A 24389-nucleotide genomic window follows, 5' to 3' on the forward strand; every position below is an offset into this window, starting at 1 on the left:
CCGATCTAAATCCTATCGAGAAGAAGTGGGCACAAGCTAAATTTCTACGCCAAGGCTGGATGGAGAATAATCTGCCTAAACTGTTTCATGATATGGGCTGTATTTTTTTTATTGTGAACTGACTATATTCGACTGTTTCGTACCTATAGAATATGGGTTAACCTTATTTTATTGATCCTATAACTCTTAAAACCAGTTAGTCGCTACCTAACAGCTTTTTTAAATCATGAATTTTGAGTCATAGAAATATAGAACTCTAAATTTATCAAGCTATTTGACAATCCCTACTTGTTTTACCTGAATTGTTAGTATTATAGTTAATATGAGAGTTACCTAGACCTTACTCTTCACAAGCTCACTTACAATGATGCGTAATATTGTTACTTTTGTTGCACTGGTTTTATCTCGTTATCATTATTATACTAATAATCTATTTTGATATTGATGCTAATTTGATCCTGATACAATACTGATTAAAAACCGATCACTGATATAGTGGCTCCTTACAGGCTTATATTATTAAGTGACTATTATTTGAGGGGCCAGTATTTGAAGAGCCAGTTATTATAGAAAATAACAGGAATAATAGGCATCAGTAGTCAATCAATAAAATTTTAATAACGGCTTGGCCTTTTTTATCAGTAGCTTCTACTTTATCTAAATGATTATTTTTGTTCAATCTTACTTTTACAATGAGGATGTTTGTTATGAAAAAATTGCTTACTACTACGGTTATGGCGGCATCGTTATCGGTGCTAAGCCTTACCGGTTGTACCAGTACTACTAATAGTGGTGCGGTCGGCGTTGATCGCCAACAGCTGCTTCTGGTGTCTAGCGAGCAAGTCTTAGACATGTCTGCACAGAGTTACAATAAAAGTATCCAACAAGCGCGTGCGCGTGGTGTTCTTGACACTAATAGCGCTCAGCTGAATCGCCTTAAGAATGTCGCGAATCGGCTAGTAGGTCAAGTCGGTGTTTATCGTCCCGATGCAGCGAAATGGAAATGGGAAGTACATACTATTAACTCTAAAGAGCTGAATGCTTTTGTTATGCCTGGTGGTAAGATAATGTTTTACAGCGGCATTATTGACCGTCTAAATCTAACAGACGATGAGATCGCTGCTATCATGGGTCATGAGATGTCACACGCGCTGCGCGAACACTCGCGCGAACGTCTCTCACGTCAGTATGCCACCCAAACTGGTATCGGTGTTGCAGCTAGCGTCTTCGGTCTTACACAAGGTCAAGCGGATCTAGCAAACTTAGCCGGTGACTTTGGGATTAGCCGTCCACACAGCCGTACCCAAGAAAGCGAAGCGGATCAAATGGGTCTGGAGCTGATGGCACGTGCTGGATATAATCCACAAGCTGCCGTTACCTTATGGCAAAAAATGCAACGCGCCAGCCAAGGTGAGCCACCACAATTCTTAAGCACTCACCCAACCAGTAGCAACCGTATTGCCCAGTTGCAATCGTTGATGCCTAAAGTGATGCCGCTGTATCAAAGATCACGCCGTTAAGAGCTGCCCTGTAGACAATAAAAAGCAGAGCGTAACCTATCAGTTGCGCTCTGCTTTTTTATATTCTTTAATCCTATAATCTTCAATCCGATAACCCCTGTTTGGTTTACACGCATTAGATGGGTCTCGCAGCGTTTTCTCTATGTCAGTTCACGTCTGCTACAATGGTGCCAACAACTTCTTTGCTTACTATTAGCTATCATCCTAACTATTTTCCTAGTTATTACCCCATAAGGATCGCCATGAGCCATTCTAACGCTACTTCTCATTCTACTCCGACTGCTGTTGCTCTTGAAAAAGCCCTACAAGCTTTACAGCCGCAACATCTTACTTTAGTTAATGAATCAATGAATCATGCCGGCTATTTTGAAGGTAAGGAAAGCCATTTTAAGCTTACTATCGTCAGTGACGCTTTTACAAGTAAGCGCCTAGTGGGGCGCCATCAGATGATTTATGAGTTGGTAACCGCACTACTAACCTCACAAGGCGGCAATGTGCATGCCTTGGCAATCCACGCCTACGCTCCGCAAGAATGGCAAGGACAGAGTCCTGATAGTCCATTATGTGCGGGTCAAAATGCAGGTTAAAATTCTCTAATAATAATGAGCGATGCACTAAGTTTAGATAGAAATTTATACTTATGTTTATAAAGTCTTATCCAACCAGCAATCACGCCTTTTTCTGCGTATACTCAACACCATATTCTAGTCTACGGACTACAACAGTAAACGGTAAAAGGAACGTCATTTCATGAAACACTTGCATATGTTGATGGCAGCACTCGTAATTGTGTTGTTTTTATACCAAAGCTATTTGGTCTTAAGCACTAATAAACGCGCACCGCGTGTGGTAAAAATCTCTACTCATGTTGTCTATGCATGGCTTATTTTCTCAGGTGCTTGGATGTTAGTGCAACTGATGGGTGCCAATGCACCGGTACAGTGGGTGTTTGCTAAGATTATATTACTTATTGCTGCCATTAGCGCTAGCATTAAAGCGTTTAGTCCCAATGCTACTCGAGAAGAAAGTAAGGTTGGCCTTATTATCGCTGCGGTCGCTTATGTTGGTATCTTAATCTTGGCGTTTGTGAAGCCTGATAACTTATTCTAACCTCTACTCTAAGACTAGGCCATGTTGATATTTAGTAACTCTTTAGCATCGTTTTTGTCGCTTAAATGGCTTTTTATTACCGTGATTGATTTATTTTTGCTATCTTAAATAAATACACCATCTTTTCAAGTACGTATCACGCCTTTTTCAACTGAGAAAGTACCTTGTTTTTCAATAAGTGTTTTTTCAATAGAGAAATATCTTAGCCTCACGGAGCCATTATGAAAATTCTTACTACAGCAACGTTATTGGCAGCGGCCGGCATATTTGGTCTCTCAGGTTGCGCCTCTACAGGTAGCTTAACACCGCAATACGTGCCACCAAGTACTTATCAAAACTATGATTGCCAAGCATTGAGCCAAGAATACGTGCGCGTGAATCGCTACGTTGAAGCCACTCGTAATGAGCAGTCGACTTTGTCCACCTCAGGCGTGGGCGTTGGGGTATCGGCAGGCCGCTGGGGTATCTCCCCTAATATTAGCTTTGGCGTGGGTAAAAGCAACGATACCAAAAGCCGTGATGCTAAGTTGTCACGGCTTTATGGTGAGCGTGATGCCATTATCCAATCGGCACGTATCCAGCGTTGTAGCTTTGCCAATGGTGTGAAAATTTACGGTGAGTAAGCCGATCTTAAAACTAGTTTTATCCATAAAATTTTAGTTTAAAAAAGCCAATACGCTATAAACGTATTGGCTTTTTTTGACTCATTCTAAAAACTTAATCTTAGCTTAAAAATACTCAGGTCGATAAAGGCTACTACTTCAAGCTTTGCACCCACTGTACAATCTGGTTGCTTGGTAGCGCGCCCGACTGACGAGCAACTTCCTTACCATTCCTAAAGGCCACCATCGTCGGTAGGCTACGGATATTATAAGGCGCAGCGGCTTGCTCATATTTATCCGTCTGTATCTTAGCAAATACCACTTGCGGCAGTTGACTAGCAGCTGTTTTAAATTCCGGTGCCATCATGAGACAAGGCTGACACCAACTCGCCCAAAAATCCACAATAGTTAAAACATCATTTTTTTGAATGACTTTACTGACTGTTTGCGCATTTAGCTCATGAGGACTGCCAGTTAATAACGGCTTACCACATTTACCACAATTGGGTGCCGCACTTAAACGAGTAGCTGGCACACGATTGGTCGCTTGACAATGTGGACATACCACATGACACCCTGGTAGCTTCTCTTCATTCATATTATGACTCCTATACTAACGATGACGATCTTGTTTTTTTGATAGGTTTGCTTCGTAAATAGTAACGCTTGCTATTAACTCCCTGTTGCTCAATCCGCGCAGTCGTTCGCACTTTACCCGGTGTTTGGAGAAAGTGCTAGAAAGCGGCTTCCGTAACTAGACCGCTTACTGCGCCCAACCGCTGTACACATAAGTCATCGGCCGTGGCCCGGGTAAATACTCCGTGCTCAGCTCCTCGACGAGGAAACCACCTTCTTCGATAAGCGCTGGAATGTCACGGTTCAGATGACAGCCACCCGCCATGGGTTTCCACAAAGGGGTTAATCGGTGCTGCCAACGCTCGACTGAGAGATCCGGTGCTAAGCCGTGTTCACAGAATAACAGCCGACCTCCAGGCTTGAGCACACGTTTCATTTCCTGAAGCGCTGCTATCGGATCGTTAATACTGCATAAGGTAAAAGTCATGACAATAGTGTCGAAGCGATCTGTCTCGGCATGAATGCCATAAACATCAACTGCCATCATCTCAACGGGGATGCTGATATCGGAAGCTCTCGCGCGCCCGAGGGTCTGCATCTCGGCGGCTGGGTCGATACCAACAATAGAAGAAACCGTCTCTGGGTCATAAAACTGCAAGTTGAGACCGCTGCCGATGCCAATTTCCAGCACTTCGCCTGTTGCTTGGGGTACGATTTTGGACCGTGCTTTCATCACATTACCCATGCCACAAGCAATATCGATCATTTTTGGCAATACATAGCGCTTGTACGGATTCATTACTTTCTCCATCTATCGCAATTGGACGCTGCACTCAACCTTGTAAATGACACGCGATTGGTTACTTGGCAATACGAGCATAGCATGCAATGCCTCTGTAGCTTTATGATACCTTTGTAGCTTCTCTTCCCTCATATTCGGACTGCTATAGTCGATTCAAAATAAAAGAGAGTCGCTTATAGCAACGTGCTACTAATTTCCTATTAGCATTACTTATCGAAGTCAGTATTTTTACATTACTTATGTCGCTCAACAATAGCTTTTTTATCAACTGACGCTATTACCAGCTGCTTAGCGTTTACAGGTGTTCATACCTAACATCGCATAAAGTGGACAAAAACGGAATAGTCCAGTCAATAAAGGAATCAGGCCGACCACGCCCCACCAGCTTTGATAATAAATACCAACGCCAATAATGATTATACCGGCGATAATACGTAATAATCTTTCAGTATTTCCGACATTAATTTTCATAACTGATTCCTTAATCTCAATCGCTTGATGCGAACAGAGTGAATAGATAAGTCAGTCATGTCATAACAACACAGACTAACATTCTCAAGAGTAGTGATTGTACTTTGCTTATTTATTGTCCAAGGACGTTAATGGGTACTTTTAAATAACGAGTACCATTATCTTCAGGCTTAGGCAGATGACCGGCATCAATATTGATTTGTACTGAAGGAATAATCAGTCGCGGCATATCAAGCGTAGCATCACGGCGCTCACGCATCTCTACAAATTCAGCTTCGTTGATACCATCTTTGACATGAATATTACCTAGTTTTTGCGCAGCTACAGTAGTAGTTGGACAATGCTTGCGACCTTGACTGGGGTAGTCGTGACACAGATAGATAATCGTATCGTCAGCAAGCGCCAGTAGTTTTTTGATTGAGCTATACAAGGTTTTAGCATCCCCACCTGGAAAGTCGCAACGAGCTGTACCCACATCGGGAGCAAATAAGGTATCACCAACGAAGACCGCTGTTTTTTCATCATCAGCGGCAATGTAAGCCATATCAGCTGGCGTATGTCCGGGCACGTGCATAGCGGTAATGGTAATTGAGCCAAGCGCTAGCGTGTAACCCTCATCCGTTAAAATATCGAACTGGCTGGCATCGGTACGAAAGCTAGTATCAAAGTTATAAATTTGCTTGAATATTTTTTGTACTTCAGTAATGTGCCGCCCCATCACTAGCTCGCCGCCTAAAGTTTCTTTTAGATGGATGGCTGCTGATAGATGGTCAGCATGAGCATGAGTCTCAATAATGTAGACCAGCTGCCAGCCTTGATTGCGAATAAACTCAATTACTTCATCAATTTCATCTGTACCAGTACGGCCTGACTTGGGATCAAAGTGCAATACGGGATCGATGACCGCGCATAACCGCTCCTCTACGTCTGCTAATACGTGGGTATAAGTCTCTGTATCGCTATGTAAGAAAGAATGTACTTGCATGGCTGCCTCGCTACTGTTTAATAATTGGCTTAATATATAGTTTGATTTTAGCTCTATATTTTTAACTACTTACTGAGTCTAATCTATATTTAGTTTTCTATTGTCTTTTAACGAATGTCTCTTAACTGTCATCATTAATATAACAGCAAGCTAACACTTTATCAATTTATATAATGTAAATAACAATAACTTGATATAATGGGTTAAATGATTGATAATTAACTATGTATTTAAATCTAATTCTTTTTATTGATATTTAACTGGTGTATTGTCACAGCACGCTATTACGTGGGATGTTAAAATGACCGTAACCAAGAAAGCCACGACTAAAGCGACCACTGTCGCAGCCCCATACCTTTATAAGGAGCCTACTCTGACGACTTCTACCCCACCGATGACTTTATCTACTCGTCTAGTTCATCATACGGATAACGATCTAGACAGCAATATAAATAGCAGTACAGATAGCTTAGATTCAGATGCTACCGATTTTGCTCCGATTGATTTAGCCAAACAAATGCAAGACGCATCATTACAAGCCAGCCAGCTATTAAAATCGCTATCGCATCCTGACCGTCTGATACTTTTATGCCAGCTGACCCAAGGTGAATACTGCGTTGGTGAGCTTGAAACCCTAGTTGGGGTCGGACAGCCGAGCTTATCGCAGCAGCTGGGCATTTTGCGTAAGGATCAGCTGGTTACTACTCGACGCGAAGGTAAACAGATTTATTATAGTATCGCTAGTGACGACGCTTTAGCCGTATTACAGCTACTGTATCAGCGCTTTTGTGCTAAGGCAGAGTAATGTTGCATAAACGGATGGCTTTGAGCGCTAATAATGAGTTTGCCCGAATTTTAATGTGATGCTTTTTTAATGTAATAATATTTTTTAATGTGATGATAAGTTGATATGCCTTCTATCGCCGCTCGTCTGATTCCTGCTTGGCTGCGTCACTACCAGATTACCTCATTACCGACCGATGTGGTCGCAGGACTGGTAGTGGGCGTGCTGGTCATTCCGCAAAGTTTAGGCTACGCGGTATTGGCAGGATTGCCTCCCGTTTATGGTTTATATGCGGCGATTGTACCCGTTATCGTTTATGCCTGGCTTGGCTCTAGTAACGTGCAAGCGGTCGGACCGGTTGCCATTACTGCCATCATGACTGCCAGCGCTTTGCATGCTTATGCAGATCAAGGCGCTGAGCAATATGTATTGATGGCAAGTCTGCTGGCGTTGATGGTAGGGGCACTATTATGGATTGCTGGACGGCTAAAACTCGGCTGGATTATGCAGTTTATCAGTCGCGGGGTGTCAGCAGGCTTTATTAGTGGCGCAGCCGTCTTGATTTTTGTCAGCCAGCTTAAATATCTGAGCAACATTCCGATAACAGGAGATAGCTTGATCGGCTATCTATCCAGCATGCAGATGTATGTACGTCAGTGGCACCCATTGACATTGCTCATCGGCGTGCTCGCTTTTGCCCTGTTGGTGATGAACCGCTACGGCAGCAGATGGGTATGGCAATCTTGGCTGTCGCCGTCATACGCCAAATGGGCAGAAAGACTATTTCCACTTATCCTACTTGGGATTGCGATTGTCCTTAGTATGAGCTTGCATTGGACAGCATATGGGGTAGCGACTATCGGTAGCATTCCTCAAGGGCTACCAAGCTTAACGCTGCCCTATGTGCCAGACTTCAGTGAAGCGTTAAACTTGCTGCCTACCGCCGGTCTGATGGCGTTGATTATTTTTGTTTCAAGCAGCTCAGTCGCTAGCACCTATGCCCGCCTACGCGGGGAGACCTTTGATGCCAACCGTGAACTGACAGGACTAGGACTAGCTAACCTTGCCGGTGGATTATTTCAAAGCTTTACGGTCGCTGGTGGATTTTCGCGTACCGCTATCAATGCCGATTCAGGGGCAAAGACCCCACTTGCCAGTCTAGTAACCGTGTTGGTAATGGTCATCGCCTTGATAGCATTTGGCAATGCCCTTGCCCCACTACCCTATGCTATTTTGGGCGCGACTATCATGGCTTCTATTATTGGGCTGATAGATATCGCGACCTTAAAATCTGCTTGGCAGCGTGACCGCTTAGATGCTGCCAGCTTTATAGCAGCGTTCGCTGGGGTCCTTATATTTGGGCTTAATACAGGGCTGATTATTGGCTTGATGGTGTCATTTGCTAGTTTAATTTGGCAATCCAGTCAGCCGCACGTAGCTATCGTTGGACAACTGGCAGGTACAGGACATTTTCGCAATATCAATCGTCATGATGTGGTGACCTTTCATAATTTATTGATGTTACGTATCGATGAGAGTTTATTCTTTGGCAATAGCGAGTCCGTCCATCGCCGTGTATTACAAGCCACTCAGCAATATCCAGAGGCTCGTAAAATCATCCTAATTATGTCAGCGGTCAATCATATTGATTTAACCGCACAAGAGATGCTGATCACCCTTAACCAAGAGCTTGCTATTCAAGATAAGCAATTAAACCTTAGTTTTGTTAAAGGGCCAGTAATGGATATCATTGAGTACACCCCACTGATTACTGAGCTGTCAGGGCAGGTTTTTTTAAGCACTATCGAAGCAGTCGAAGCTTTAAAAGACAGCTAGCTTGTATTATAGACGGTTGGCTTTTACCTTAAACTGTCACTGGCTATTGCTGTCTGTCACAAAATACCGTTATGATAGACTGTGGTTGCGCTAACGGCTATCATGATGAGTACGCCATGATAAATATGCTACGATAAATATGAACTTGACTATACTCGTACAACCCCAATACAACTTGTACCCTTTAAGTTCTTTAACGAAAGTAACCGACATTATTTATGACCGATAATCTAACGATTTATAAGCAAATTTATCCCATACAGTGCACTAAGCTTGCTGAGCTTGGCTATCGCTCAGTGATAAATGTACGCCCAGATGACGAAACGGTGACTCAGCCTAGCAGCAATGAGCTAGCTACTGCCACTGAGCAAGCAAATTTGGCTTATCATCACTTACCTTTTGATGATGAGCACTTAAGCCTTGTCACCGTTGAGCAGTTTGCAGCCTATTATCATGCGATACCCAAACCTATATTGATGTTTTGCGGTACAGGTGCACGTGCTAAATTGCTTTATCAAAGTGCCTTGATGCAAGGTCTACTATAAAATGATTCTTCTATAAAAATATGATGAACCGCGTTCTACTTACATACCCTGTCTTTAAAAATAAGCTCAATCAGCCTAGGCTTGGGCATCATCAAAGTTGGCGTTAATTGTACTAACTACTTTACGCAAACGATAGGTTTGATAGTTAATAACACTAAAGTTAATAACACTCAATTTAATACTACTCACTTTAAATGAATAACTCTAAAAAAGGAGCTCGTATGAGCCACGAAATCAGTATTACCGGACAAATTACCCCTGACCAAGTTCCTATGATTGCCGAAAATGGTTTTAAAACTATCATCAACAACCGTCCCGATGGCGAAGAAGCTGGCCAACCGACCAGCGCTGAGATTGCGGCGGCGGCTGAAAAGGCAGGCCTTGCTTATAAAGAAGTGTCTTTTGCGGGCAATGAGCTAAACCAAACTCACGTAGAAGAGTTTGCTGACTTTTTTAACCAAGCTGAGCAGCCAGTATTGATATATTGCCGTACTGGCAATCGCTCAACGGGTATCTATGAAGCGGCAAAGAACATGGATTTGCTTGACGACTGATAAATTAGCTGTCTTAAATAATTAGATAATTGAGCCCATATAAACGTGTGGGCTTTTATAGCATCTAGGATTAGATATTAAGTTGTATTTAAAAATTATATCGCCACAAGGAATGTGAGCTATTTGAAAAATTATTCAAATATGACTTTCAATTTTACAAGGAATGTTTTATGAATAATACTGCGCTAGCTTTACTTCCTCTAGCACTTGCCTATATTATGTTTACCTTGGGGGCAGGGCTAAAACCCAGTGATTTCAAGGTTATCGCCAATTATCCCAAAGCATTCTTTATAGGCTTAGTGAACCAAGTCATTTTCGTGCCTTTGGTTGCTTTAGCAGTAGTGTTGGCGACGGCTCCACCACCAGCCATTGCCTTTGGTATCATGCTGATTAGTTTTTGCCCGGGCGGCGTGACTAGTAATATGCTGACCTATTATGCCAAGGGCAATGTGGCGCTCTCAGTGGCGCTTACTGGCGTGGTTAGTCTATTATCAGTTGTTACTTTACCCATCTTGATCACTCTAGCTTTTAACCACTTTATGCAAGACCAAGCGGGCTCTATTAGTGCCGTAAAAATCGGCGTAGTGATGTTTTTATTGACGGCTTTGCCCGTTACCCTTGGTATGCTCGCTCGCTATAAGTTTACCGATTTTATAGTACGTAGGAGCGGTATTCTTAATGGCTTGGCCAGTATCTTTTTTGTATTAATCGTTTTTGCCGCCATTGCTTCTAACTGGCAGTTGCTACAATCACAGTTCACCCAAATTGGGCTAGAGCTTATCTTTATCATTGTAATCTTATTTGCTTTAAGCATGCTGGTTTCTAAAGTGTTTAATCTTAGCTGGTTTGATACCAAAACAATCTCAATAGAGACCAGCGTTCAAAACAGCACTACTGCTATTACCTTAGCTCCTATTATTATGGGAGTAAGTACTTTGCCAGCCATTGCCCTGCCCGCTGCTTTATATGGCGTGTTGATGTATGTTATTACGCTCCCCATTATTTTTCTAATTAGGAATAAGAACTGATTATAGGGAATATAAAAAAGCCACCTCAAAAAATGAGGTGGCTTTTTTTATTAAATATTTTTTGTTAAAGATAAGACGATTTAATGAGTCAAATTGGTTTAGGCTTACTGCATAACCAAGTATTCAAACGCTGATAATGCTGCCTTACTACCTTCGCCCATAGCAATGTTAATCTGCTTAAAGGGAACCGTAGTCACGTCACCACAAGCAAAGATACCTTTGCGATCGGTATGACAGCGCTCATCAATCTCAATCTCACCAAAGCGGTTCATATCAACGAAGCCTTTGACAAAGTTAGTATTAGGTATTAAGCCAATCTGAATAAATACTGCTGCCAAGTCCAACTCTTTGGTCTCGCCCGAATTACGATCTTCATAAACGATCGAGCTTACTTTATCATCAGTCGCTTTGATCTCTTTAGTCGCTGCACTGGTAATGATATCGATATTGCCTTTTTCTTTGGCTTTATTAATCAATATTTGGTCGGCTTTTAAATTGTCAGCAAATTCAAACACTGTGACATGTTTGACGATACCGGATAAGTCGATTGCTGCCTCAATACCTGAGTTACCGCCACCAATGACTGACACGTCCTTACCTTTAAAGAACGGACCATCACAGTGTGGGCAGTAGGCCACGCCTTTACCGATGTTTTCTTCTTCGCCCGGTACACCAAGTTTACGCCATTGAGCGCCGGTCGCTAGGATAATACTGCGACTCTCAAATACTTCACCAGTACTCAGATGGATACTATAGTTTTCTTCTTCAGTCTCACCAATCTCTTTGACGCTAACATGCTGTTTTAAAGTAATATTGTATTCGTGCATATGCTTTTCGAAATTTGTTGTCAATTCAGTACCCGTAGTCAATGGCACTGAGATTAAGTTTTCAATATCTTGAGTATCTTTCACCTGCCCGCCAATACGGTCAGCGACCATAGTCACTTTTAAGCCTTTACGAGCAGTATAAATAGCTGCAGCAATCCCTGCAGGTCCTGCACCAATAATAGTCACATCTTGTTGCTCTAACTGTTCAGCATCTTCCGCACTGCCACCGGCTAACAAATCAGGAAACTGCTCTTGTAATTTTCCAATTAGTTTGGCCGTATCAATCATACCATTAGCGAATGGTTTACCATTTAGGAATACAGCGGGTACGCCTTGGATATTGTTGGCATCTACTTGCTCTTGGAATAGAGCGCCATCAATCATCTCATTGCTGATACCATCATTTAATAGCGCAAATTGGTTTAGCGCTTGCACCACTTCTGGGCAGCTATGGCAAGATAATGATACATAGGTTTGAAACTGTAATGGCTTGTTAAAACGCTTAACCAGCTTTTGAATACCCTCGTCGAGTTTTAAAGTATGACCACCCGATTGCAGAATTGCCAAAATCAGCGAAGTAAATTCATGACCACCAGGAATACCACTAAACACGATACCCGTATCGGTTAATGCGCCGTCAATATGACTACGAACCGCAAAGCTAATGGGGCTTGGTAAGCTGTCATCATTGGCTGCCGCATCAAAGTTAATCTTATCTGTAGTGCCTGCGATTTTAGTTAAAAAATCAATCAGTTCGGCACGCTTATCATGTTCACCGCTGCCTAATACAAAGGTAATAGGGCGAGTCATCTTCTCACTGTAGCTTTTCACCGCGTCTAATAAGCCTTGGTCTATCATGATTGTTCCTCATTTTTATTGAATATGTAACATCAGCACTGTTTTTAGACTTAGGCTGATTATATAAGTGTGAAAAGTCAGTAGCAGTTAATAAATCTCAAAACGCTTTAACAACTGTGTGGGTGACCTTGAATACGTCTATTATCGGGCGTTTCAGCATTTTGAGCAAGCTGAGAAATTCAAATTCTATGTTTTATAAAACCAATCGTATAACAATAATCGTTTTGTATTTTGAATATAAGTGTGGATATTAACCGTGGTATAAGCATGATTATTTCGCTACAATCGAGAATAGGTCCTAAGTTTAATCGCTTATTTCCTAATGTTATTTCCTAATGATAAGCTCATTTTTACGATGGGTAGCTTTTATCATTTTATTTTCATAACAGCAGCCTTCTAACAGCAAGCCTTATAACAATAGGGCTTTATAATGAATAAGTCTCATAATCATAAACCGTCTTAACCCCCACGCGCCAGTGCTTAAGTACTTACCCTAAGCTTGCGCTAAATAACAAGGATGACAACATGAGAAAGACTAATACATGGCAAGATAACAGAGATATTATCGCTGAACTTAAACAGAAAGACAGCCACTTTGTGAGTATTTTTGATGAGCATACTCAGCTCGATCAGCAAATCAATCAGCTCGAACAGGACGTAGTCAAACATGCCAGTCGTGATGAAGAAATAGAAAAAATGAAGTGGCGGAAACTACAGCTTAAAGACGAGATTTATAAAATAATCGATAAGAATAAAATTCAGTCTCGCGCCTAACCGTCCGTTATTTGCAATTTTTAATATACAAACTTTATGAAAGATAATAGTTAAAAATATAAAACATCTTAAGATATAAAAAGACCCCATCAACTATTGCTGACGGGGTCTTTTTTTAAGTCATTATTCAATATATTTATTGCTACATATTAAACTTTGCACTTACTAAGCAACTGCTTAGATTTTACCAACTAGATCAAGACTTGGTTTTAGAGTTGCTTGACCGGCTTCCCAAGCTGCTGGGCAAACTTCGCCGTCGTTTTCACGTACATATTGTGCTGCTTTTACTTTACGAAGCATGTCTTTTGCACTACGGCCAATACCTAAGTCATGAATCTCAGCAACTTTGATAAGACCATCTGGATCTACTAGGAACGTACCACGAAGGGCTGCGTTGTCTTCTTCGATCATGATGTTAAAGCCACGAGTGATTTTACCAGTACCGTCGCCAAGCATTGGGTAAGTTACTTTACCAATAGCTTCTGAAGAATCATGCCATGCTTTATGCACGAAATGAGTATCAGTTGATACTGCGTATACTTCAACGTCTAAGCCTTGTAGCTCTTCATAATGATTGGCCATATCTTCAAGTTCTGTTGGGCATACAAACGTGAAGTCATGTGGATAGAACATGAAGATTGCCCATTTGCCTTTAACGTCGTCTGAAGTAATGGTTTTGAATTCACCGTTTACAAAAGCTTCTGTTGAGAATTCTGGGATTTCTTGGTTAATAATAGCGGCCATGATTGGCTCCTTTATCGTTAAATTGATTGGTGATTATTTGTCTGATCGTTTTAATTAAGCCTTTAGCTAACTGGGCCACCTGACAAACTATACGTGAATTCTATGGTTAATCCAGTTAAAAGATTTTAATGTGATGTTTTGTTTTATTAAACTTGTTAAACTATTCTATCTGTTACTTTTCAACCTATCCCTATTCGTAAACTACCTTAGTAGTTGAGAAGTACATAAAATTAATAACCATCAAAATTACATTAAAAACCAATTAAAAATCAATAAAAAGCCAATTAAGAGAGAACCCTTATGATTACCTTACGTCAACTCGAATTTGCCTTAGCCGTCGCCAAACACCGTCATTTTAAACGTGCTGCGGAAGACTGTAATATCTCCCAGTCGGCTCTAAGTTTAGGGATAGCAGAGTTAGAAAAGCAGCTAGATACGCAGATTTTTGAGCGTAATAATAAGCAAGTATTGATTACCCCTATTGGACAAGACATTCTGACCCGGGCGCAACGAGTCTTTTCTGAGATCAATGATTTGACCACCCGCGCTCAAAGTCATCAGACGCCGCTTGCTTACCCGATGACTGTCGGTATTATTCCAACTATTGCGCCTTATCTGCTGCCAAAAGTACTGCCTGCGCTTCGCACCCACTATCCAGAATTTCGTATGACCATCGTTGAGCAGCAAACGGAGCGCTTGCTCGAACAGGTACGTTATGGTCATATTGACACTGCCATTATTGCTCTACCTTATGCGGTAGATGGGCTACATAGTTTTGAGTTTTGGGATGAAGACTTCTTTGCAGTATTCCCTAAAGATGATGTCCATGCCAAGCTCGATACCATCAATTCCGATGAGTTAGCGACTGCTAATCTGATGCTGCTTGGTGAAGGTCACTGTCTAACGGATCAAACGCTATCGGTGTGTCATTTCGATCGTGAGCAGATGAAATCAAGCTTTTCTGATGCCAGCTTAAATACTTTAATTCAAATGGCATTGGCTAATATGGGCACCACATTGGTACCGGAGATGGCTTTAGACCAGCTGCATCTACAAAACCAAAACGCCGTGGCCGTACCCTTGGCAGAGAAAGGGCCGCATCGGCATATCGCCTTTGTTACCCGTCTAAATTACGCTCGTGTTGATGATGTGAATCTGCTCGGTGATGTGTTTAAGCAGGCGCTTGAAGAGGCTGCCAAAACTGCTGATTAGTGATTTAGGTGTAGATAGCATAACTAACTGCTCACTATTTAATGCTGACGTTGGTTATGCATCATAACAAACAACTCACTACCTTGCCGTGCAGGATGCGAATTATAGCAAGGCTCCATTATTTCAATACCGAAATATGGGGCAAAATGCTGGCGGTATTCATCCGCACTACCACCAAATGGGGGCTCGGCGCGCCCAAAATTCTTATCAAATAACAACCCAACCAGTTTGCCTTTAGGCTTAAGCAGCGCAGCCATTTGCTTTACATAGTCATCACGGCGTATAGGATCTATCGCACAAAAAAAAGTCTGCTCAAGTACCCAGTCAAACTGATAATGGCTCGGTGATAAATCAAAAAAATCTGCGCATATCAAATGCTCAGGTGGAAAGCTTGGATAGCGCTTAGCAAAGGCTTTAATCGGTGCAGGGGCAAAATCTACTAACGTAACGTTGGTAAATCCTTGCTCATGTAAGTAGCCAACCTCATAGGCATTGCCAGCCCCAGCTACTAGGATTGCCTGATCTTTAGCAGGCTCAGGCAACTGATCAATATAAGCTTTAAGTGGCGGTGATATCTCGCCCATGTCCCAGTTGATACTATCCTGCTCATAACGCTGCTGCCAAAATTCCGCTTGATTAACGCTGTCCATACGTTACCCTTCCTTTATATGCGACTAGGTCATTTAAACGTTACGCCTAGCAATATTTATAAATTATCTATCATATCAGTATTTCGAGACGTTACGTATCAGTATAATTAATTTAATACGTGATAGCCTTTCTCTATTAACTTGAAAATTAAACTCAGTCTAGGCCGTGTTATCGATTACTCCTGATTTTCCTGCCAGCATATCGTGCCATTGCTTATATTCTGGCATCGCCGTCGCTACTGTTTGCCAAAATGCGCGGCTATGGTTGGCATGATGTAGATGACATAACTCATGGACAATCACATATTCTGTGCATTCTATAGGATAGGCAGGAAGGTGAACGGACAGCCATATACGGCGAGCGCGCGTATTACAACTGCCCCAGCGCGTGTGCATTTTTTTGATCCGTATTTCGCGAGCTTCAGCACCAACAATCGGTTGCCACTTATCAAATAGCTCAGGCATAACGATAGATAATTGCTGCCGATAATAGGCAACTTTGTCAGCCTGACTTAAGGTAAAGGTTTGTGGTACACCCCATAATAAAACAGAGCTGTCAGTATCTGGAGATTTAGGTGAAGGGTTTTGTTTGCGCTCGTACTGCGCCAATATTTGCGGATGATTGGCTAACACCCGTGGTACTCGCGTCGTCACGGCTTGTGCGACTTGAGCGGCGGTGATCCTTAGCGGTACTGACACCCTTAATTGATAAGGTTTGAGGCGAAAGTTGATATTTTTGACATGCTTTGGAGTAATTTGTAAGGTGATGCCGGCTTGAGCAAGACATTGCACGGCACTTTCTAATAAGGGATGAACATACTTTTGTGGCAGGCTCAAGGGTTCCATAGATTATTCGCTACCTTTATCATTACGCTCTCACTATAAAGCTTGTAAGTGATTGTCAAAGGACATTATATGTAACTTGCTGTCTTTGGTCACACGCTGGTTCGACTGTTTTTCGCTATCTAAAGCAGTTGTCTTTAACCCAGTTCCTTTTAAGCCAGACACTTGCAAAGTAGTCAATTGACCTAGACCATCACTAATAATAAAACCAGCTTGCTTACCACTATCTGTATTTTTACCAGTTTCAATGTTGTCAAAGTTAAGGTCTTTATTTTTAGGATCACTATTTTTATTGTGATTGGCTTTATTGTAATTGGCTTGAGTATTATAACTCTCACTACTGCGTAACACAGATGCCCCTGCACAATCCGGCAAACTCACATCGCTAATCAATTTGCGAGTATTCAAGTCATAGACTGCCGCACAGCCCCCAAAGGGTGTGGTCACACACAATAAGTTGTGTTGGCTATCAACGACGACACTGGCAATATACTGATGAAAGCGTTGCCATTGATTGTCTGGCATGATTAAAGGACTAAAGTCGATATCACCACGATTATGGGTCAGTACTAAAGGGACATTGATATGCTTCTCGCCTTGAAATTGGATTCCAATCATCACTGTTCCGTCACTATGGACGGCTAAATGACGCACGCTCATTTGATTGTGCTCAGGAAAAATTTGTTCAACAAGCTGGCCATCTTGACGATTAATATAAACCAATGATGGATGCATAGTATCTAAGTTCAGCTCCTCGCGTGAGGCTCGTTCAGTCTTAATACCACCATTAGCAATAATTAATGTCTCACCATCGGGATGCATAATAAGCTCATGTGGCCCAATACCATGCGAGCCAAATTCAGCGACTTTTTGGTAGTCACAACTGACATCATAGATACCAATTTTACCTGCTAAACTTACGGTATCATTTTCAGTCACATAGAGTAATTGACCGTCTAGGCTATAGCAGGCATGACCATAAAAATGTCTATCAGTAGCTGATTTAATAGCATGCTTTACTTGTCCTGTAGCCGTATCTAATACCCAAAACCCTTCACTTGGACGTCGACCCATGACCACTACATCGCGGCGTGTGGTTTTATTATTGCTATCACTGACCTGATTACCAGTATTATTAACATCGGGCTGCACGACAATATCATGAACGCGCTCTGGCATAGTCGTCTGCCAAACAATCTGGCGATCGGCATCAATCCCCACTACACCAAAATTATTATCGCTACCATTACCATCTGTAGTCGCAGCCGCTTGCGGCATGGACGCTACCCCGCTGACCCAACATACTGGACGTGTCAACACGGTGGTAGTATGTATTGCTAACAGCTTAGCTGTAGCCTCATCAGCATCATTTTTATCCTTATAATAGTTAGGATAACTTTTATTAGAATAGCTGCCATTCGGATAGCTTTGATAAGCCTGTACAGCTTGCTGACAAACATACTTTAAGCGGTCAAGATTCTCAGAACGCGATAAATCATTCAGCTGTGCATTAATATCAGAATGCGCTTGATTCAACCCAGTCAAATAATCTTGCAAACGCGCATCTGGTTGCTGCTGCTTACGATAGCGATGATGTAGCCCAACTAAAGCCGCTGTGCCTATCAAGGTTCCTAAAGTGGTGCCAAGCGCAGTTGACGCTGAAGCGGTCAGCAGCTCATATGTAGTACGCTTATGCGTAGTGCACTTATCCATGGTATTAAGACCTTTAGTTGCTATAGCTTTTGTCTGCTTGTCGATCACTTAATAGTCATCATTCGATTTCGGTCATTCAGTACCAGCCGTTTAGTCACCATCTGTGCTATTGAAGCCCACACGAACGCCTAATGTCGGAATCAATTGACGCTTAATTAGCCGCGTGACGGTCGTTAGATGATCATACAACGCTTGCTGTGCTTCCTTGTCTGCGGTTACTAAATCTTCCGGCATCTGTGCTAGCAAGGTTGTCGTTTCAGCAAGTGCAGTCGATAGATTATTACCCAGTTCACTCTCGTTATTACTACTAAGCATGGCCGTTAGTACCGGATCAGTAAGTGCTCTATTTAAGGTGGCTAATTTAGCATTGATAATGGCGCGACTTTGTCCAGCAGTTGTTGCTGGCAGATGACCTTTCGCTTTGGCAGTCAGACCTAGCGGCTGATCTATCGCAATATTTTTCATATTCTCAATCGATGACAGCAGGGAATTAAACCATTGATTCAAGCCTTTATCGCTATCTGCGGTTTGATTGATAACCAATAAATCTGTCGCATTCTCTTGCCAATTACTTTCAATATCTTTTAGGCGTGTGCTTAGTGCGCTACTGGCGCTAATAACATAGGCACATTGACCAGCGTCTAGACTATCATTAGCATATAACGCTTCTTCTAAGCCGGGTACACCTTGAACGATAGCGCTTTCGTTGGCCAGTTGCTTAGGCGTCAATGTGGGATTGGCAGCGATGAGCTCAGCGACACCGCTATGCACCAAGCCGCGCTCGTCTGGATAGTAGTTAATATATAGATTGCTCATGCTGGCGGTCGCTGGACCAAAATCAATCATCTCTGCGCTGGCCCATGCTTGGGCTAAAACTAACCACTGATCGCGTAATGCTTGTAACTCATCACCGCTAACGGGCGCTTTCTGACAGTGTTTTTGTGCTAAATCATGTAACACTTCACTTTGTTTCGCTGCGTCCGCATAAGCTGGAATGATCATAGTATCGGCAACGTGAGTCAGATATTTTTTTTCAGTATCAGCGCTAATGTCTACCGGAGTGATAACAATATTTTGCTCACTATTATTGCTTTCATTAGCGGCTGCATTGTTACTGACCTTGGTCGCTGTAGACTCTTGCGCAACCGTTTGGCTGTCATTATCAGCCGCTTTATTGTCATCAGCAGGTTTAACGCAGCTGATCAATAGACCAGCACTCAGTGCAGATAACACCATAGCTAAAGCGTGGTTCTTTTTCATAAATTTCTCGGTATTGTCTCAATGTTTGTATCAATTAGTAAATGAGGCGGCCAATCTCATTAATGTATTTGACGATATATTTATCGATTAATCATGAATCTGTCTTAAGAGTAAGTCTGTCTCGCTATTACAATGATTTTAAAAAGGCATTGAGTTCAGTCCGACCTTGCTTATCCAGTTTTAGCACTTTTTGTTGCTGCTTAGCGGCTTCCCCACCATGCCACAATACTGCTTCCATCAAAGTACGAGCGCGTCCATCATGCAAAAAGGTAGCTTGAGGATCAACGGTTTGCGCCAAGCCAATCCCCCATAGTGCTGGCGTACGCCATTCATAAGAGTTGGCTAAAAATTCCACTTGTGCGTCTTTTGGCGGTAGCTTGCCCGCGATAGTACGATCCGCTAAATCATCGCCCATATCATGTAGCAGCAAATCAGTATAAGGATAAATCACTTGTCCGTGCTGCTCAAGATTATCGTCGTTAGTCTTTGGCAGCTGATATCTTGGGGTATGGCAACTTTGGCAACCCATATCATAAAAACGCTTTTTACCGGCTAATACCATTGCATCATCAGCATCACGTCGATTTGGAACTGCTAAATTACGAGTATAAAACTCTACAAACTTAGCGATTTCATCATTCACTTCAACAGGTGGCTTACCGTTGCCTTGTTCATCGGCTCCAGTGGTCGCATTAAGACAAGCGGTTTGCGCAGGCATACAAGATTCATGAGGCCGAATATTTGAGGTCAGACCCATGTCTTCACTAAAGGCGCTTTGGTTTTGAGTAATCAGCTTCGTTTGGCCCGCTTTCCAGCCAAAACGGCCCAATGCGTGCTTGCCTGTTTGTGGGTCCATGACCCAGTTAAACTTACCGCGGATGCTGTTTGCATTTTTATTGTTACTGACGGCCTGTTTTTTGATATCTTCATCAGGAATTTGCTCCAGTAAACCAAGTCCAATCATCGGTAGTGCAATGCGCGGTGACACCATCAGCTCATCATCAAAGGCGCCATAGCCAGGTTTGGTCAAGTTAAAAGTCGGGGCGCGCAAAGTCTCGATATGACCATCTGCAAAAGTGACCGGCTTATCTGTCCACTGCACTACAATACGCGCTTCCGCTGGTACGCCCTGAATGCCACGATCTTGCAATTGACCACCATAGACTGGATGGGCGACTTTTTCTATCAGAGAGTTCTGCAACTGTTGCTGCTGCTCATCGGTAGTCGCTGGCATAGCAAGACGGACCAATAAACTATCCGCATCATCTTCAGTAGTCATTGGAGCATGACCACGTCCGTCTTTCACATGACAAGACTGACAAGCCGCAACGTTAAATAGCCCCCCGAGTCCATCACGGCTATCAGTGCTGGCAGGGGCCAACACCCACGGTTGGCTAAAGAAGGCATTGCCAATAAAGAAATCTCCCTTTCGCGAGGCAGTCAGATTTGAGGACGGTTTAGAGTAACTCTCAGCGCTGGTAACGGTAACGCCGGTATCGCCGCCCTGCTTAATCTCTTGCGGATCAAAGGTAGCTAGCTGTTGCATCGGTACGCCAGCCAGTGCTTCAATGGTTTGCGTGCGCTCAGCTGATGTTGCTTGAATTTGTTTGGTATCAGTCACACTATCTGACGGTTGACAGGCACTTACGGATAACGCACATAGCACGCTTAGCGCAAGCTTGGATGGCGCCATACGTAGTGCTGAAAAGGGATAAAAAGAAACAGCTAGTATCGCTTTTGTGGCGTTCATAGCTTTCATGGTGTTCATAAAGAATTACCTTAGCTCTAATATAGAACTATTAAAATCGCATGCTATAAAGTTTTTCACTTTTAGTCGATATATCAGAACTGTCTATGTATCGGAACTGTCTATGCCCTGAGCTATCAGGCTATTTTAATATGGTATAAAAAACACGCTGCCAACCATTATTGACAACGTGCATATTATACCTAAGTTTTACTGACATAAAAATCATTCTCATTAGACTGATGTGACTCATTAGCCATTCAAAAGGCATTCAAATTTAGTACAGACTAAGACTATAGAACCGATCTTATACCGCCAAGCCTGTAGTTGTTAGATAACAAATAGTCGCTAGACAACAAACAGTCGTTAAATAACAAACAGTCGCTAAATAATAAAGACCAGCTTAAGACTGTTAGCCAGCATCAGCATCTAGATTGTCAATGCCGACCGCTTTTGCCGCATTCTCAATCCCAGAAGTCAGCATCTTCAAGCTAGTGATGCCGTTCTCGATCCAGCCACGACGAATATTTTGTTCTTCAGCAGAGATACCTTGCTTACTCACTTGTCCGACGGTAGCGATCATTTGATCGACCTTGATATTTTCTTTTTCGCCTTTGGCTACGATTACATTAAAAGCATCTTCTACTTTTTTAAAGTCCGCGGTAAGCTTGTCGGCAGCATCTTTATGGTCAGTATCTATCAAATAATTCTTGATACCATAGCCGCCAACTGATTCACCAGCGACCGTTTTATAGCTGCCATTAAAGACGTTTTGAATACCAAGAGCATTATTAGCATAACTTAAATGTGTCAAATCACTAAAGCACTCATGCTCATCTTCTGTTGAACCTGTAACAAAGGCGACCTGCATACGCTGAGAAGCCAACTCTCCTAATGCTAAACTACCCATTTGATACATGATTTGGCGCAGGCCGTTATTATCTTTACGCGCCAACATATCGCTACGCAAGGTGTTTTTACTTTCAGGCTGCCACTCAGCTTCCATCGCGGCTAAATCATCAACCAACAATTGGGTAACTGCTTTTAGATACTGACCGCGACGATTACAAACGCTGGCATCTGTATTTACGGTCTCACCGCTGGTACATTGACCGACCTCATCGGTAGAGTCAGTCATATAGTCGCTGACTGGACGATTACCAGCGCCTTCAGCAACGCCATTGGTGTCTTGACCCCATAATAAAAACTCAATGGCATGATAACCTGTAGTGACATTGGATTCGCTGCCACCGATTTCATTCATTTCTGCCAACAGATCAGGAGTAATGGTTTTGGTATCTTGCTTTGAGCTACTAACGGTGATGCTATCACTATTGATAATATTATCTTTGCTATTGTACTCGCCAGCGTAGCTGTCATCGACGTAATCGATTAATGCCTCGTCAAGTGGCCATGCATTCACCTGTGCTTCCCAAGCATCAATACTGCTAATAGCACGTTTGTCATCAGCGGTGACAAAACCTTCATCGAAACGAAAAGTTTCAGTTTGCGAATACGGCTGTCGCGCTGTTTTATAAGCCGCTTTTGCCGCATCAAGGTTCGCTTGTGTGGGCGTATCTACATAAGTATTAACCGCCGTTTGTAACAGCTTAGCGGTATCTAGTGAGTCTTTATAAGCGGCGTGTACGATGTCTATATGGCTTAAAACCAATCTATCGATACTCGCCTGTTCAGCAGTTGACTTTTGCACACTATCGCCAGCTTTGTCAGTTTGAACGGCTGTTTGCTTATCGGCGGCGGCGGTATCGTCATTAGTCTGCTTGGTACAACCCGTAACCATTAATAATCCTGCAAGTGCAGCAGCTAAAGTGGTAGGTAGAATCTTGCGGCTCGTCACGGTGTTAATAGTCATACGCGTCCTCAGAGGAATTATCGAACAAAAAAGAGCAAAAAAGCAGTCAATAGCTATATAATATTTAGGCCGATGCAAATTATAATGGTATTGATAACTATTATCAATAGATAGATTAACTCTCTTCTATTAAATTACTAAGTATTTAATCTGATTTATTATTAGTACTAGCTGAATTGCTCTATGTTTTCACTTTGCTATTATTTTGCTTATTACCACTTTCATAAAACCATAAAAAAAAGGCCAGCTTATCGCCGACCCTCTTAATATTTATAATTTTATAGTACTGTTTTTTCGTTAATTAACGAACGCTGTTGGGCGCATTAATAGTTAACTCAACACGACGGTTTTGCTGACGACCATAATCAGTGTTGTTGTCAGCGACTGGACGTGATTCACCATAGGCCACTACATTAATACGGCTAGATGGTACACCGCGAGCGCTTAAGTAGTTTGCGACAGCATAAGCACGATCACGTGATAGACCTTGGTTATAAGACGCTGAACCTTTGCTATCAGTATGACCAGCAATAGTGATTGAGTTTTGATTGTACTCGCTCATAGTCGCTGCCAATTTATCAAGTGTTGGCTTGAAACCTGAGCTTAATGTTGCATCATCAAACGAGAACGTAATATTGGCTGGCATAACTAAATCAATGTTACCATTAGCATTCGGGGTAACAGTGACACCACTGCCAGCCATTTGTTGCTCAAGCTGCTTAGCCTGACGCTCCATGTAATAACCAACACCAGCACCTAGTGCTGCGCCAATAGCGGCGTCACGACCAGTTTTATCCCCGCCAGTTGCTTTTGAGATAACAGCGCCACCAGCAGCGCCAGCTAAAGTACCAATGGCTGTTTTGTTCAAACGTTGCTGTCCAGTGTTGGGATCAGTAGTACAACCGCTCAGTGCTAGACCTGATGCTACTGCTACAATCATTAATTGGTTACGCATGATGTTTTCCTCTGAAGTTAAAAATTATAAACAAAGTATGCTTTTAGATTTTACGTTTTTTGTGAAACTTATCGATTAGATCTTATTGACTAATATTTTATAAGGTGTCACTAATACTCA

At 42.4% G+C, this 24389-nt stretch carries 24 protein-coding genes; 11 read left to right on the top strand and 13 right to left on the bottom strand.

Annotated elements, in window-relative coordinates; genetic code table 11:
• Positions 1-707 precede the first annotated feature (707 nt).
• The 4 genes from JMX97_RS07045 to JMX97_RS07060 all read left to right on the top strand — a co-directional run bounded on the left by JMX97_RS07045 (position 708) and on the right by JMX97_RS07060 (position 3253).
• A complete protein-coding gene (locus JMX97_RS07045) occupies positions 708-1520 on the top strand; it encodes a M48 family metallopeptidase (protein ID WP_201556438.1) in 813 nt (270 codons plus the stop codon).
• A 242-nt stretch (positions 1521-1762) separates the two neighbouring features.
• Positions 1763-2107, top strand: coding sequence for a BolA family protein (locus JMX97_RS07050; protein ID WP_201556439.1), 345 nt, complete (start codon positions 1763-1765; stop codon positions 2105-2107).
• A gap of 163 nt (positions 2108-2270) precedes the next feature.
• The gene (locus JMX97_RS07055; protein ID WP_201556440.1) at positions 2271-2630 is read left to right on the top strand and encodes a SirB2 family protein; all 360 of its coding nucleotides are present in this window, start codon (positions 2271-2273) and stop codon (positions 2628-2630) included.
• A 221-nt stretch (positions 2631-2851) separates the two neighbouring features.
• Positions 2852-3253: a hypothetical protein gene (locus tag JMX97_RS07060; RefSeq protein ID WP_201556441.1), complete on the top strand. Its 402-nt coding sequence runs from the start codon at positions 2852-2854 to the stop codon at positions 3251-3253.
• 133 nt (positions 3254-3386) lie between these two features.
• Here JMX97_RS07060 and trxC read toward each other — a convergent pair whose 3' ends face one another.
• The 4 genes from trxC to JMX97_RS07080 form a co-directional block, all read right to left on the bottom strand.
• A complete protein-coding gene (gene trxC, locus JMX97_RS07065; protein ID WP_201556442.1) occupies positions 3387-3830 on the bottom strand; it encodes a thioredoxin TrxC in 444 nt (147 codons plus the stop codon).
• A 165-nt stretch (positions 3831-3995) separates the two neighbouring features.
• Entirely contained in the window at positions 3996-4607 is a 612-nt protein-coding gene (locus tag JMX97_RS07070; RefSeq protein WP_201556443.1) for a class I SAM-dependent methyltransferase, read from the bottom strand.
• Positions 4608-4898: 291 nt separating this feature from the next.
• Positions 4899-5081, bottom strand: a complete 183-nt coding sequence (locus JMX97_RS07075; RefSeq protein ID WP_201556444.1) for a DUF2892 domain-containing protein — start codon at positions 5079-5081, stop codon at positions 4899-4901.
• Between the two features lie 112 nt (positions 5082-5193).
• Positions 5194-6066 carry an MBL fold metallo-hydrolase gene (locus tag JMX97_RS07080; protein WP_201556445.1) on the bottom strand — a complete coding sequence of 291 codons (873 nt, stop codon included), beginning with the start codon at positions 6064-6066 and terminating at the stop codon, positions 5194-5196.
• 301 nt (positions 6067-6367) lie between these two features.
• On the opposite strand from JMX97_RS07080, the gene JMX97_RS13955 reads away from it, so the two are divergent.
• From JMX97_RS13955 to JMX97_RS07105, 5 genes are all read left to right on the top strand, one after another.
• Complete coding sequence (locus JMX97_RS13955; protein WP_320157740.1) at positions 6368-6871, top strand: metalloregulator ArsR/SmtB family transcription factor; 504 nt, start codon at positions 6368-6370, stop codon at positions 6869-6871.
• A gap of 105 nt (positions 6872-6976) precedes the next feature.
• On the top strand, positions 6977-8686 hold the full coding sequence (locus JMX97_RS07090; protein WP_201556446.1) for a SulP family inorganic anion transporter: 1710 nt from the start codon (positions 6977-6979) through the stop codon (positions 8684-8686).
• Between the two features lie 218 nt (positions 8687-8904).
• Positions 8905-9231 carry a beta-lactamase hydrolase domain-containing protein gene (locus tag JMX97_RS07095; RefSeq protein ID WP_201556447.1) on the top strand — a complete coding sequence of 109 codons (327 nt, stop codon included), beginning with the start codon at positions 8905-8907 and terminating at the stop codon, positions 9229-9231.
• 221 nt (positions 9232-9452) lie between these two features.
• Complete coding sequence (locus tag JMX97_RS07100) at positions 9453-9785, top strand: TIGR01244 family sulfur transferase (RefSeq protein ID WP_201556448.1); 333 nt, start codon at positions 9453-9455, stop codon at positions 9783-9785.
• Between the two features lie 170 nt (positions 9786-9955).
• The gene (locus JMX97_RS07105; RefSeq protein WP_201556449.1) at positions 9956-10813 is read left to right on the top strand and encodes a bile acid:sodium symporter family protein; all 858 of its coding nucleotides are present in this window, start codon (positions 9956-9958) and stop codon (positions 10811-10813) included.
• Positions 10814-10917: 104 nt separating this feature from the next.
• Here the strand turns inward: JMX97_RS07105 and ahpF are convergent, their stop codons facing one another.
• A complete protein-coding gene (gene ahpF / locus JMX97_RS07110) occupies positions 10918-12498 on the bottom strand; it encodes an alkyl hydroperoxide reductase subunit F (protein ID WP_201556450.1) in 1581 nt (526 codons plus the stop codon).
• Between the two features lie 525 nt (positions 12499-13023).
• Here ahpF and JMX97_RS07115 point away from each other — a divergent pair.
• On the top strand, positions 13024-13272 hold the full coding sequence (locus tag JMX97_RS07115) for a YdcH family protein (protein WP_201556451.1): 249 nt from the start codon (positions 13024-13026) through the stop codon (positions 13270-13272).
• Positions 13273-13449: 177 nt separating this feature from the next.
• Here the strand turns inward: JMX97_RS07115 and ahpC are convergent, their stop codons facing one another.
• Entirely contained in the window at positions 13450-14016 is a 567-nt protein-coding gene (gene ahpC / locus JMX97_RS07120; protein ID WP_201556452.1) for an alkyl hydroperoxide reductase subunit C, read from the bottom strand.
• A gap of 300 nt (positions 14017-14316) precedes the next feature.
• Between ahpC and JMX97_RS07125 the strand changes: the two genes are divergently transcribed.
• Entirely contained in the window at positions 14317-15228 is a 912-nt protein-coding gene (locus tag JMX97_RS07125; RefSeq protein WP_201556453.1) for a hydrogen peroxide-inducible genes activator, read from the top strand.
• Between the two features lie 38 nt (positions 15229-15266).
• Here JMX97_RS07125 and JMX97_RS07130 read toward each other — a convergent pair whose 3' ends face one another.
• The 7 genes from JMX97_RS07130 to JMX97_RS07160 form a co-directional block, all read right to left on the bottom strand.
• Positions 15267-15878: a methyltransferase domain-containing protein gene (locus JMX97_RS07130; RefSeq protein WP_201556454.1), complete on the bottom strand. Its 612-nt coding sequence runs from the start codon at positions 15876-15878 to the stop codon at positions 15267-15269.
• A gap of 159 nt (positions 15879-16037) precedes the next feature.
• Complete coding sequence (locus tag JMX97_RS07135) at positions 16038-16724, bottom strand: M48 family metallopeptidase (protein ID WP_227671503.1); 687 nt, start codon at positions 16722-16724, stop codon at positions 16038-16040.
• A gap of 33 nt (positions 16725-16757) precedes the next feature.
• Positions 16758-18434: a DUF1513 domain-containing protein gene (locus JMX97_RS07140; RefSeq protein WP_201556455.1), complete on the bottom strand. Its 1677-nt coding sequence runs from the start codon at positions 18432-18434 to the stop codon at positions 16758-16760.
• A gap of 90 nt (positions 18435-18524) precedes the next feature.
• A complete protein-coding gene (locus tag JMX97_RS07145) occupies positions 18525-19694 on the bottom strand; it encodes an imelysin family protein (RefSeq protein WP_201556456.1) in 1170 nt (389 codons plus the stop codon).
• Between the two features lie 127 nt (positions 19695-19821).
• Entirely contained in the window at positions 19822-21453 is a 1632-nt protein-coding gene (locus JMX97_RS07150; protein WP_201556499.1) for a di-heme oxidoredictase family protein, read from the bottom strand.
• A gap of 400 nt (positions 21454-21853) precedes the next feature.
• Entirely contained in the window at positions 21854-23314 is a 1461-nt protein-coding gene (locus JMX97_RS07155) for an imelysin family protein (protein ID WP_201556457.1), read from the bottom strand.
• A 301-nt stretch (positions 23315-23615) separates the two neighbouring features.
• Positions 23616-24269, bottom strand: a complete 654-nt coding sequence (locus JMX97_RS07160) for an OmpA family protein (RefSeq protein WP_201556458.1) — start codon at positions 24267-24269, stop codon at positions 23616-23618.
• Between the last annotated feature and the right edge of the window lie 120 nt (positions 24270-24389).

The organism is Psychrobacter sp. 72-O-c (assembly GCF_904846605.1).
GTDB lineage: Bacteria > Pseudomonadota > Gammaproteobacteria > Pseudomonadales > Moraxellaceae > Psychrobacter.

What these genes read in the sequence shown, in the direction of transcription:
- JMX97_RS07045 (WP_201556438.1), top strand. Translation starts at nt 708, where the DNA reads ATGAAAAAATTGCTTACTACTACGGTTATGGCGGCATCGTTATCGGTG.
- JMX97_RS07050 (WP_201556439.1), top strand. Translation starts at nt 1,763, where the DNA reads ATGAGCCATTCTAACGCTACTTCTCATTCTACTCCGACTGCTGTTGCT.
- JMX97_RS07055 (WP_201556440.1), top strand. Translation starts at nt 2,271, where the DNA reads ATGAAACACTTGCATATGTTGATGGCAGCACTCGTAATTGTGTTGTTT.
- JMX97_RS07060 (WP_201556441.1), top strand. Translation starts at nt 2,852, where the DNA reads ATGAAAATTCTTACTACAGCAACGTTATTGGCAGCGGCCGGCATATTT.
- trxC (WP_201556442.1), bottom strand. Translation starts at nt 3,830, where the DNA reads ATGAATGAAGAGAAGCTACCAGGGTGTCATGTGGTATGTCCACATTGT.
- JMX97_RS07070 (WP_201556443.1), bottom strand. Translation starts at nt 4,607, where the DNA reads ATGAATCCGTACAAGCGCTATGTATTGCCAAAAATGATCGATATTGCT.
- JMX97_RS07075 (WP_201556444.1), bottom strand. Translation starts at nt 5,081, where the DNA reads ATGAAAATTAATGTCGGAAATACTGAAAGATTATTACGTATTATCGCC.
- JMX97_RS07080 (WP_201556445.1), bottom strand. Translation starts at nt 6,066, where the DNA reads ATGCAAGTACATTCTTTCTTACATAGCGATACAGAGACTTATACCCAC.
- JMX97_RS13955 (WP_320157740.1), top strand. Translation starts at nt 6,368, where the DNA reads ATGACCGTAACCAAGAAAGCCACGACTAAAGCGACCACTGTCGCAGCC.
- JMX97_RS07090 (WP_201556446.1), top strand. Translation starts at nt 6,977, where the DNA reads ATGCCTTCTATCGCCGCTCGTCTGATTCCTGCTTGGCTGCGTCACTAC.
- JMX97_RS07095 (WP_201556447.1), top strand. Translation starts at nt 8,905, where the DNA reads ATGACCGATAATCTAACGATTTATAAGCAAATTTATCCCATACAGTGC.
- JMX97_RS07100 (WP_201556448.1), top strand. Translation starts at nt 9,453, where the DNA reads ATGAGCCACGAAATCAGTATTACCGGACAAATTACCCCTGACCAAGTT.
- JMX97_RS07105 (WP_201556449.1), top strand. Translation starts at nt 9,956, where the DNA reads ATGAATAATACTGCGCTAGCTTTACTTCCTCTAGCACTTGCCTATATT.
- ahpF (WP_201556450.1), bottom strand. Translation starts at nt 12,498, where the DNA reads ATGATAGACCAAGGCTTATTAGACGCGGTGAAAAGCTACAGTGAGAAG.
- JMX97_RS07115 (WP_201556451.1), top strand. Translation starts at nt 13,024, where the DNA reads ATGAGAAAGACTAATACATGGCAAGATAACAGAGATATTATCGCTGAA.
- ahpC (WP_201556452.1), bottom strand. Translation starts at nt 14,016, where the DNA reads ATGGCCGCTATTATTAACCAAGAAATCCCAGAATTCTCAACAGAAGCT.
- JMX97_RS07125 (WP_201556453.1), top strand. Translation starts at nt 14,317, where the DNA reads ATGATTACCTTACGTCAACTCGAATTTGCCTTAGCCGTCGCCAAACAC.
- JMX97_RS07130 (WP_201556454.1), bottom strand. Translation starts at nt 15,878, where the DNA reads ATGGACAGCGTTAATCAAGCGGAATTTTGGCAGCAGCGTTATGAGCAG.
- JMX97_RS07135 (WP_227671503.1), bottom strand. Translation starts at nt 16,724, where the DNA reads ATGGAACCCTTGAGCCTGCCACAAAAGTATGTTCATCCCTTATTAGAA.
- JMX97_RS07140 (WP_201556455.1), bottom strand. Translation starts at nt 18,434, where the DNA reads ATGGATAAGTGCACTACGCATAAGCGTACTACATATGAGCTGCTGACC.
- JMX97_RS07145 (WP_201556456.1), bottom strand. Translation starts at nt 19,694, where the DNA reads ATGAAAAAGAACCACGCTTTAGCTATGGTGTTATCTGCACTGAGTGCT.
- JMX97_RS07150 (WP_201556499.1), bottom strand. Translation starts at nt 21,453, where the DNA reads ATGAAAGCTATGAACGCCACAAAAGCGATACTAGCTGTTTCTTTTTAT.
- JMX97_RS07155 (WP_201556457.1), bottom strand. Translation starts at nt 23,314, where the DNA reads ATGACTATTAACACCGTGACGAGCCGCAAGATTCTACCTACCACTTTA.
- JMX97_RS07160 (WP_201556458.1), bottom strand. Translation starts at nt 24,269, where the DNA reads ATGCGTAACCAATTAATGATTGTAGCAGTAGCATCAGGTCTAGCACTG.